This is a genomic window from Pantoea sp. RG18, assembly GCF_025910075.1.
Taxonomy (GTDB): Bacteria; Pseudomonadota; Gammaproteobacteria; order Enterobacterales; family Enterobacteriaceae; genus Pantoea; species Pantoea agglomerans.
Genome location: NZ_JAPCIL010000006.1, coordinates 386,255 through 395,538, shown reverse-complemented (window position 1 = coordinate 395,538; position 9,284 = coordinate 386,255). Strand labels below are relative to the sequence as shown.

The following is a 9,284-nucleotide window of genomic DNA, read 5'->3' as shown; positions in this document are numbered from 1 at the left end:
ACATTATTGGTGGGAAAGAGACAGGAAGCTCATCACTACTTTGAAAACCTGGGCGTTGTTCGAAGCGCCATCAGGTGGAGGCGTAAAATCCGTGCAGGTTATACAGACAGACTCGGTAATATGAGTGAAAGAACGATATGGCCTTTCGCGCTGGGTTACTTCTCCGGCGCTATTGTGCTTGCTGCATGGTGTGAAGAACGTAACGACTTCCGTCATTTCGACGTAACGCGATTAAAATCTCTTCAGTACCTGCAGGAAGGATATCCTCATTCCCGGCATAGCTTACTCCGTATATGGCGTAATGCAGGTCTGGATAACATCGTTCCCACGCGTAGCTGAAATGGATATGATTGCCCCAGAAAATCCAGGCTGTTCTTATCTATAAATATATCCGCTCTTCGCTCATAACGGACCTAAGCCTGCAGTAAAAGTCCGCTTTGTGCCAGGAGCGGACGTTGCTTACATTGCGATATATTCATTTATGGAGGGCAGGTCAAATGCCTGGCATTACGCATGAAAGCCGATACCAGAGGGAAAGAATGACGCGTTTAGAAATATCAGAGAAACACCTGGCACAAAAAATGAAGGTAGTAAGTGAAGAAAAACGAAGAAGTGCAGTCAGAGTGGCTTGTGAACTCGCTTTTCAAATCTGTCCGGTAGACCTGCCTGTAGTGGACGAATCACTCAGGCAACTACTATCAGGATATAAGCTATCGATCGAGCAGGTTGCGAAACTGGAATGGCTGGCCGCACAGTTAGATGAAGAATATTTTAACCTGCATGATAGTCAGAACGAAGAGATGCAATTAAATCCTCAAGCTTTGCATTTGTTTAGCCAGGCACGCGCAGTATCAGCTCTCGCTTGCGCCGGGAGAGAGGATTCAATTGAGTCAGCAACCGAAGCAATTTATGAAGCAGCCTCAGCCATTGATGATGGCCTGGTTTTGAATGCAGTCTTTTCGGTTCTGTCAGAGATTTAGTCGACAGCTATATCATAGTTCTGCAAAGTCTGCTCCTCGCTCTTAGCGCACAGAGTTTTTTTACAGTGCCTGCTTCATCCGCTCGAGCGCACTACTGCTCTATAACTGCGGTCGCAATTAATTCTCTAAAGGGAGATCTGATGAAAACAGGACTACTTTCACTGGTTTTGCTGGCCACCACGCTGCTTACCGGTTGCGATGCTGGCGCGAAGAGTATTGATTGGTATAAAGCGCATGACGCGGAGCGCAAAGCTAAATATGAGGAATGCACGAAAGCCTTTGATCCACGCGATACCGAAGACTGCCGCAATGCGATTGATGCCACTGTCCACGGCGGCTCTTTTACAAAGAGTCCTAAGAAAAGTAGGTAAATTCAGGCGAGCCGCCGCCTGGCGGTTTTTCATGCCCTTCTGCGGGAACAGGTATAACGTCCTTTCTGTCAGCCACTCAAAGGCAGATGCCGGGCACAATTGACATTGCACTACCAAAAGGCAATGGTTATTTTAGAATCAAGTGGATCTACTATATTCGCACATAAGGAATGGAGTTCTCATGTCATATAGCTGCTATTTACTTCTCAATCGGCGTGAAATGACCAGCCTGAGCTGCCCTGGTATTGGTACATTTCCTGCTTTTTCTGGTCAAAAAGAAGGCCGCAATAATCCTGAAAAAACAAACGTACCTGATATAGGCCCAATAGTTCGTGGCCGTTACTTTATTGTAGAACGACCTTCAGGTGGAAGATTGGGGCCGTTTAGAGAACGCTTGTTGAAAGAGATATACGGTACAGATCGCTCAACATGGTTTGGACTATTTCGTGACGATGGAAAAATCGATGACTACACGTTTGTACAAGGCATCAGGCGGGGTAATTTCCGTCTGCACCCTATTGGGCCATTAGGGCTGAGTGAAGGCTGCATCACACTTCAGCATCCTCCTCAGTTCAATTACATGCGCGACATGTTCCTTAAATCTGGCCCAACGCTTAACATCCCAGGCAGCCAGCTCAAAGCCTATGGAACGGTAAAGGTATACTAACGATGCGCTTTATTTTAACTATTTTTCTGTTTGTTTTTTGTGCGATTGCTATTTCAAAAGCTATTGCTGTCATAGTGCCGGTAACATTCTTTTATGCCATCGCAGGTTTTTTCAATATTAATGGCGATGAGGCAACCATCGACTTTGTAATGTCAGCCAATATCCTTATTTCTATTATTATGTCTGTTGCGCTTTTATGGGTGCTGAAAGCTGTTTTCAAAAAGCATTAAACAGGACTGTATGAGTACCATTGAGTAGAAAAGTCAGTCTTCTGGCTTTAGTGAACGCTACAATCAACACCGTATCCGGTTAACTTTATGGGGCAGTGCCTCGCGCTCCTTCGCTGCATCCACCCGTTACTGTAAGAGCATTATCAGACCGTGATGGTATGAGTATGCTGCCGGATGGGCCTCTGCTCCCGCCAATTGCGCCTGCTGTACTCTTCACTGCACTTCAACTCCCACACTTTGAGACTATTACCCTTGTCTCAGATAGCCGCAGCCAGGATCCTGCTCTATTCTCGGGGAAAATGGATTCCTCCAGGCTTTGTCGAGGCACTATGACGTACAAATCCCTGATTGCTGAAGTCCACAATCAGCAGCGCACCCTGACCGCTATTGTCGAACAGGATGAGCGCACTGCCTATTTTTACATCTGGCCAACCGACCTGTTCCGCAGCCAGTATGCGGTACGCGGCTGCTGGCTACGAAACCTGCTGCCGGCACCGGCGCAGGAAGATCGCGAGGCGATGGAGCAGGGCATAGCGCCGCTGCTCAGCGCCGAGTATTGCCGTAATCTGGAAGCCGAACCCGCGCTGGATCCAGCCGGTCTGCAGGTGCTGTGGGAGCCGAGCGATGATGGCGCGGCGCTGTGGTACTACGGCCAGCTGCTGGCGGTGATCCCCGGCTGGAGTCTCTATCAGGAGAAGCAGGTGAGCTTCTCTGCAGGCTGCATCAAAAAGAACCGGCTGACGGCACCGCTGGGGTCGGCATCAACCAATGACTACTACGCCCGAGCGGAGCATCAGCGTCAGTTCTGGCGCGAATGGCACGACGGCAGCGAGTGGGATAAGGTGCAGAACGATCTGATGGCCTGCTATCAGGCGCGCTTTGGCGAGTCAGTGAAGTATTACGCTATCGATCAGGGCAGCTGGCCGCCGATGGCGATCTCCCAGCACTGGCATCAGGGCGTCTGGTATTTCCTGACCATCGGCATGAGCATTCGGCCGATGCCGCAGGTCGATTATCTGTTTGATGAGCTGGCGCCGCAGTATCGCCGCATTGAACTCGGCATGGCGGTTGACGGTGAAGTCATGACCGAAGGCAACGCGGTGCAGATGGCCAGCGCGCTGGCGGAGTTCGTGCATCTGCCTTGGGCGCGGCTGACCTGGCTGGGCGAGGGCCATACGCTGGCGTCGGAAGTGGCACCCGTCGGCTTTGAAAGCTTCCTGCTCGCCAATGAGCTGGCAACCGATCAGGCGCAGTTCTCGCTGCCAAAACGCGACGGCGATCGCCCGACTCTGCTCTGGACCACGCCGATTACTGAAGCGGAACGGCAGTTCGCGCAGGCGGATGAACATGGCGGTCAGAAGTTACGGGAATTGTTAACGGCGGATGGCAATAATCACATCTTCCGCCCGCGCCAGCAGGTCGTCAGTTCAGAAGAGTAGGCCAGCAATAATGCGGCTGTTCGCCCATTCCCCGGCGCCCGCCGGGGATGTGATAGTTTCCATATGAAATTAAATTTTTACAAAAATCAAACATTTCTCAAATATGTGATCCTGCTCATCTCAAGTTCCCGCTTGCCGCGCCGTTAAACCCGATCAGGCAATCGCGCCGCACCAGGTTCAGGGGAACGAAGATGTTTAAAACAACACAATCCCGCTTCACCGCAACAATGATCGCGTTCTTTGTTGCGCTTTTACTCGTTACAGTCTGGGTTATTAATCAGTTTGTCGCGCCACAACTGGTGGATAGCGAAAGCCGTCTGGTTCGCTATCAGGTGGATTCGCTGGCTTCCGGTATCGTTGAACAGATGAACCGCGTTCAGGCCCAGCAGCGCGCCATTACCGAAGCCGCATCTGTCATGGACAGCGCCACCATCGACACCCTATTACCGACGCTGGTTAACCAGTATCAGGACAGCAATGTGTTTGGTGGCGGGATCTGGCCACTGCCAAATCGTCGTGACCCGGCCAAAGAGAAGGACAGCAGCTTCTTTGCCCGTAATGCCAGCAATGAACTGCAGGTGAACACCTACTGGAACTCGGGCGCGGCTGACAAATACTGGGAGCAACCCTGGTACAAAGATGGCATGGCCGCTCCGAAAGGCCAGTGTGCCTGGGCAAAAGCCTATCAGGATGCCGCCAGCCCGCAGCCGCGCACCAACTGTGCGATGGCCATCTACAAAAACGGCACGGCCTGGGGTGTCGCCACCATCGACGTGACGCTGGGGTTCTTTAACCAGCTGGCGAAGCAGATGGGTGAAACCATTCAGGGCAACGTCCTGATCGTCGAAGCCGACGGTAAAGTCGTGGGCAATGGCGCGCTGGTGAATGCCGCACCGAAGCTGGAGAACCTGGCTGACGTGCAGATGCCGATGGCAGCACCGCTGAAAACGCTGCTTAACGGTGTTGGCAATCAGCCGCTGGAAACCACCTATGACAGCAGTGAAGGCGAGCAGACGCTGTTCGTGCAGGCCATTCCTGGCAGCCCGTGGTATCTCGCCAGCAGCCTGCCAACCAGCCTGCTGAAAGCGCAGTCGCACAACATGCTGACTCGTCTGGGTCTGGTGCAGATCCCTCTGGCGGTGATCCTGCTGCTGGTGTCGCTGGGCTTTGTCCGCGCCATGATGAAACGCCTCAACGTGCTGAACAGCAACATCGAAGCACTGTCGACCGGTGGTGCCGATCTGACTCAGCGTCTGCCAGCCAGCAACAGCCCGGAGTTCAACGCCGTCGCGCAGAGCTTTAACCAGTTCATCAGCTATCTGCAGGGGCTGCTCCAGCAGGTGGGCGACAGCGCGCTGGCGATCACCGCCGCGTCGCGGGAAATTGCCAGCGGCAACGCTAATCTCTCTTCCCGTACCGAAGATCAGGCCAGCTCGATTGTAGAAACGGCCGCGTCGATGGAGCAGCTGACCGGCACCGTGCGTCAGAACGCCGACAACGCCACCCACGCTAACCAGCTGGCGGGTGATGCCTCGCAGGTGGCCGCACGTGGCACCGAAGTGGTCCGTCAGGTGGTCACCACCATGGGCGAGATTCATCACTCATCCCGTAAAGTGGTCGATATCATCAGCGTGATCGACAGCATCGCATTCCAGACCAATATCCTGGCGCTGAACGCCGCAGTAGAAGCCGCACGGGCCGGTGAACAGGGTCGCGGTTTTGCGGTGGTGGCATCGGAAGTGCGCAACCTGGCACAGCGTTCAGCCAACTCGGCGCGTGAGATTAAAAAGTTAATCGAAGAGTCGGTGGCGAACATCGATACCGGCAGCGCGCTGGTCGAGCAGGCGGGTCAGACCATGGATGAGCTGATGAAGGGCGTGAGCAGTGTGACAACGCTGATGAGTGAAATTATGTCAGCCAGCCGCGAACAGAGCCTGGGCATCGAACAGGTTAACGTTGCGATTACCCAGCTGGATGGCACCACGCAGCAGAACGCCGTGCTGGTGGAGCAGGTTTCTGCTGCCGCGCAGGCGATGGAATCGCAAAGCACCCAGCTTGAGCGGGTGGTTCAGAGCTTCCGACTGTAATCCCTCTCCAGGCCAGCCCTGCTGGCCTGATTTTCTCTCTGCTTCATCCGCTTATCTCCGCCTGACCCGGGTAAAAAATCCTCGATGATCCGCCCAAACCGATAATTCTGTGCCAGAATAGTTGGGAATAATCTCAAGGAAACGCCATGTCTGCTATTGAAGTTATCCTCGTTGACCACCTCGATCGTCCCACCGGCAAGATGGAAAAGCTGGAAGTGCATGAAAAAGGATTACTGCACCGCGCGGTGACGGTCTACGTCTTCAATTCCCGGCAGGAGCTGTTGCTACAACGGCGTGCCAGCGATAAATATCATTGTGGTGGCTTGTGGAGTAATACCTGCTGTGGTCATCCTTATCCCCATGAATCAACCCGCGACGCCGCCGAGCGCCGCTTGCGTGAAGAGATGGGGATGGTGGTGACGCTGACGCCGGTGTTTGAGCTGAGCTACAACCTGAAACTGAGCAATGGCCTGACTGAACATGAGTATGGTCACGTCTTCTTTGCCGTCTGCGACAGCCTGCCGCAGCTGAATCCGCAGGAAGCGGATGCCTGGGATTATCGCCCGATGGCGCTGATTGAGCAGCAGATGCAGCAGCAGCCACAGCAGTTCACACCGTGGTTTTTGCACACCTTCCCGCGCATCCCGGACTATCTGGAGCAGTTTCCTTTCCCGCAAGTCACCGCATAAAAAAACCGCACTAAGGTGCGGTTTCAATGCTGGCCGGAGAAGTCGGGCCGGTGTAAACAATGCGCCAGGGTTATGAGCCCGTTTGCTCCCTGAGCCTGCGCGCTATCCACGCCCTGACCATTGATTATCGCTGCAGCTCGAAATCTTCCGCATCCACATCATAACCCGACGGTTCCCAGCGGATCGCCAGCAGCGCCAGCAGGCCCGCCAGTGGTGCCAGGAAGATCACCCAGAACACGCCGGTGCCCAGCGCCGCGACCAGCACCGGAAACAGAAACAGCGAAACGGTAGAGCTGCCGCGCATCAGCGTCTGGTTAAAGCCGACACCCACGCCACGCAGCGACGTCGGGTAGCTCAGCGACGCAAAAGTCATGGTATGCGAACCCGGCCCGAATCCCTGTCCAAAGAGAAACAGCGCCAGCATGCCGATCGCCAGCGCGGCTTCCTGGCCGCCTTCCGGACGACCAATCAGCGCCAGCCCGAGCAGCGCCACGCACTGACAGGCATATCCCGCCACCGACATCTTCCACGCCCCGAGGCGCGGCACCAGCCGCACCGCCAGTATCCCGCCGACAAAGGCGAACAGCAGATTCAGCGCCAGCGACACCAGAATGGTGGTAAGCATTGACTGGGCAAAGAAGCTGGAGATGATCACCGGCAAGCCAAACGCCACCGCGTTATAAGCAAAAGATGAGGCAATGGAAGTGATGGTCGCCAGCAATGTACGGCGGCGATAAACGCCCTGTAACAACGCACCATAGTTACGCCAGCTCGCCTTGCGCACCGGCATGGCAGCCGTCAGCGCGGCGTCGGGCGCCACCTGGGCATTAATATTCCACGCACTGCGTAAAATCGCCGCGGCACCTTTCAGGTCGCCCTGATTCGCCGCCCAAACCGGGGATTCGCTCATGTAACGGCTACGGATGGCGATGATGATAATCGCCGGAACGGCACCAAAACCAAGGATCAGTCGCCAGAGCCAGTCGGTGTGGCTTTCGGGTAACACGGCATAGAGCAGCAGCACCAGCAGATAAGAGATACTGATTGCCGCATACCAGGTAGGGCACCACATCGCCACGCTGGCCGCTTTATTCCCCTTGCCACGCAGTCGGGAAAACTCCGCCAGAAACGCCATCGCCACCGGCAGATCGATTCCGACCCCCAGGCCCATCACAAAACGCGCGCCGGCCAGCACGTACTCATTGGGGGCAAACGCACAGGCGATAGCCGCCACCACGAAAAAGAACATATCGGCCATAAACACCCGATAACGGCCAATTTTATCCGTGAGATAGCCGCCGATCAGCGCGCCGATAATGGCTCCGAAGGTGATTGCCGAGGCGACCATGCCGGTGCCGGTCGGGGTGAGATTAAATTCACGCGTGATGTCTTTGATGCCAAAGGCCAGCGCACCCAGGTCGTAGGCGTCAAGGAAGACGCCCCCCAGCGCAATCGCCACCACAATGCGGGCATTATTACGGGCGCTGTCGCCACTGTTCACTAATCGGGAGACGTCAGCTGCGCTGCGGATCCACTGTGTTTCGCCACCGGGCGAACTCCCTGCTGTTGCCACATGGGCGGAAGAGGTCAGGTCGGACATGATGTTGTGCTTCTTTTATTATAAAAACAGATTTTCGAGGATAGCCGTTTAGACGCCCAGACGTAAATTCATTTCGGTTATATGAGATGAATTTATAATCTCAAATCGTTATCAATTTGCGATAAAGTCAGCTGCATCGCCGCTGCGCCAGGCTACGCTTTTAAGGCAGATAATTTCCGCTGCACGCCTTGCCAGCCTCCCGCAGAGTGGCAGGAGGGCAGCCTGAACGCGCAGGCGCACAACGCCTTGTGAATCATCACGCATGAACAAAACGTAAAAACAACACACTGCGATAAGGAAAAAGCCATGGTCAGAATTCGGGGTTGGATGGGCGTCAGCGCTTTGCTGCTCAGCATGGGGATAGCACAGGCGGCGGACCCGGTGCGGGTCGGCTCAAAAATTGATACCGAAGGATCGCTGCTGGGCAATGTGATTCTTCAGGTGCTGGAAAAGCATGGGGTAAAAACCGTCAATAAAATACAGCTCGGCACCACGCAGGTGGTGCGCGGTGCCATCACGGCGGGCGAACTTGATATCTATCCGGAATATACCGGCAACGGTGCATTTTTCTTCAATGATGAGAAAGACAGCGCCTGGAAAAATGCCGTCGAAGGCTACGAGAAAGTGAAGAAGCTGGATGCGGAGAAAAACCATCTGGTCTGGCTGACACCCGCTCCGGCCAATAACACCTGGACCATCGCTGTGCGAAAAGATCTGGCTGAAAAAAATCAGCTCAATTCTCTGGCGGATCTCAGCGCCTGGCTGAAAAAAGGCGGCACCTTCAAACTGGCGGCCTCAGCAGAATTTATTGAACGCAGCGATGCCTTACCCGCCTTTGAAAAAGCCTATGGCTTTGACCTCAAGCAGGACCAACTGCTGTCGCTGGCTGGCGGCGATACCGCTGTCACCATCAGCGCAGCGGCACAGCAGACTTCCGGCGTAAACGCGGCGATGGCGTACGGCACCGACGGTCCGGTAGCGGCATTAGGTCTGCAGACCCTCAGCGATCCTAAAGGGGTTCAGCCGATTTATGCGCCGACGCCGGTGATCCGTGAATCGGTACTTAAAGCCTATCCAGAGATTGCAGAGTGGCTGAAGCCGGTGTTCAGCGCGCTTGACGAGAAGACGCTGCAACAGCTCAACGCCAGAATCGCGGTCGACGGTCAGGATGCCAGCAGCGTAGCGACCGAATGGCTGCAGCAGAAAAAGCTGCTGTAAACG

The 9,284-nt window shown here is 54.7% G+C and carries 10 protein-coding genes; 9 read left to right on the top strand and 1 reads right to left on the bottom strand.

All coding sequences use genetic code 11. The features are described 5' to 3' along the window. From OK409_RS08540 to idi, 8 genes are all read left to right on the top strand, one after another. Positions 1 to 339, top strand: a 339-nt coding sequence (locus OK409_RS08540) for a helix-turn-helix transcriptional regulator (RefSeq protein WP_264366975.1), incomplete at its 5' end; no start/stop codon positions are given. 200 nt (positions 340 to 539) lie between these two features. Then, positions 540 to 980 carry a hypothetical protein gene (locus OK409_RS08535; protein WP_124889804.1) on the top strand — a complete coding sequence of 147 codons (441 nt, stop codon included), beginning with the start codon at positions 540 to 542 and terminating at the stop codon, positions 978 to 980. Positions 981 to 1,120: 140 nt separating this feature from the next. Further along, a complete protein-coding gene (locus tag OK409_RS08530; protein ID WP_264366974.1) occupies positions 1,121 to 1,351 on the top strand; it encodes an EexN family lipoprotein in 231 nt (76 codons plus the stop codon). Positions 1,352 to 1,532: 181 nt separating this feature from the next. Next, positions 1,533 to 2,018, top strand: coding sequence for a DUF2778 domain-containing protein (locus OK409_RS08525; protein ID WP_264366973.1), 486 nt, complete (start codon positions 1,533 to 1,535; stop codon positions 2,016 to 2,018). Between the two features lie 2 nt (positions 2,019 to 2,020). Next, complete coding sequence (locus OK409_RS08520; protein WP_010254235.1) at positions 2,021 to 2,248, top strand: hypothetical protein; 228 nt, start codon at positions 2,021 to 2,023, stop codon at positions 2,246 to 2,248. Between the two features lie 329 nt (positions 2,249 to 2,577). Continuing rightward, positions 2,578 to 3,687, top strand: coding sequence for a suppressor of fused domain protein (locus tag OK409_RS08515; RefSeq protein WP_033779531.1), 1,110 nt, complete (start codon positions 2,578 to 2,580; stop codon positions 3,685 to 3,687). Positions 3,688 to 3,878: 191 nt separating this feature from the next. Beyond that, on the top strand, positions 3,879 to 5,774 hold the full coding sequence (locus OK409_RS08510; RefSeq protein ID WP_264366972.1) for a methyl-accepting chemotaxis protein: 1,896 nt from the start codon (positions 3,879 to 3,881) through the stop codon (positions 5,772 to 5,774). Between the two features lie 146 nt (positions 5,775 to 5,920). Continuing rightward, positions 5,921 to 6,463, top strand: a complete 543-nt coding sequence (gene idi, locus OK409_RS08505; protein ID WP_010254245.1) for an isopentenyl-diphosphate Delta-isomerase — start codon at positions 5,921 to 5,923, stop codon at positions 6,461 to 6,463. Positions 6,464 to 6,587: 124 nt separating this feature from the next. Here idi and OK409_RS08500 read toward each other — a convergent pair whose 3' ends face one another. After that, complete coding sequence (locus OK409_RS08500; RefSeq protein WP_033766759.1) at positions 6,588 to 8,063, bottom strand: MFS transporter; 1,476 nt, start codon at positions 8,061 to 8,063, stop codon at positions 6,588 to 6,590. 306 nt (positions 8,064 to 8,369) lie between these two features. Here OK409_RS08500 and OK409_RS08495 point away from each other — a divergent pair, with 306 nt between their 5' ends. Beyond that, positions 8,370 to 9,281, top strand: coding sequence for an ABC transporter substrate-binding protein (locus OK409_RS08495; protein WP_223564164.1), 912 nt, complete (start codon positions 8,370 to 8,372; stop codon positions 9,279 to 9,281). Positions 9,282 to 9,284 lie beyond the last annotated feature (3 nt).

Excerpts from the sequence above, each read along its gene's own strand:
- OK409_RS08535 (WP_124889804.1), top strand. The coding sequence starts at position 540 with ATGACGCGTTTAGAAATATCAGAGAAACACCTGGCACAAAAAATGAAG.
- OK409_RS08530 (WP_264366974.1), top strand. The coding sequence starts at position 1,121 with ATGAAAACAGGACTACTTTCACTGGTTTTGCTGGCCACCACGCTGCTT.
- OK409_RS08525 (WP_264366973.1), top strand. The coding sequence starts at position 1,533 with ATGTCATATAGCTGCTATTTACTTCTCAATCGGCGTGAAATGACCAGC.
- OK409_RS08520 (WP_010254235.1), top strand. The coding sequence starts at position 2,021 with ATGCGCTTTATTTTAACTATTTTTCTGTTTGTTTTTTGTGCGATTGCT.
- OK409_RS08515 (WP_033779531.1), top strand. The coding sequence starts at position 2,578 with ATGACGTACAAATCCCTGATTGCTGAAGTCCACAATCAGCAGCGCACC.
- OK409_RS08510 (WP_264366972.1), top strand. The coding sequence starts at position 3,879 with ATGTTTAAAACAACACAATCCCGCTTCACCGCAACAATGATCGCGTTC.
- idi (WP_010254245.1), top strand. The coding sequence starts at position 5,921 with ATGTCTGCTATTGAAGTTATCCTCGTTGACCACCTCGATCGTCCCACC.
- OK409_RS08500 (WP_033766759.1), bottom strand. The coding sequence starts at position 8,063 with ATGTCCGACCTGACCTCTTCCGCCCATGTGGCAACAGCAGGGAGTTCG.
- OK409_RS08495 (WP_223564164.1), top strand. The coding sequence starts at position 8,370 with ATGGTCAGAATTCGGGGTTGGATGGGCGTCAGCGCTTTGCTGCTCAGC.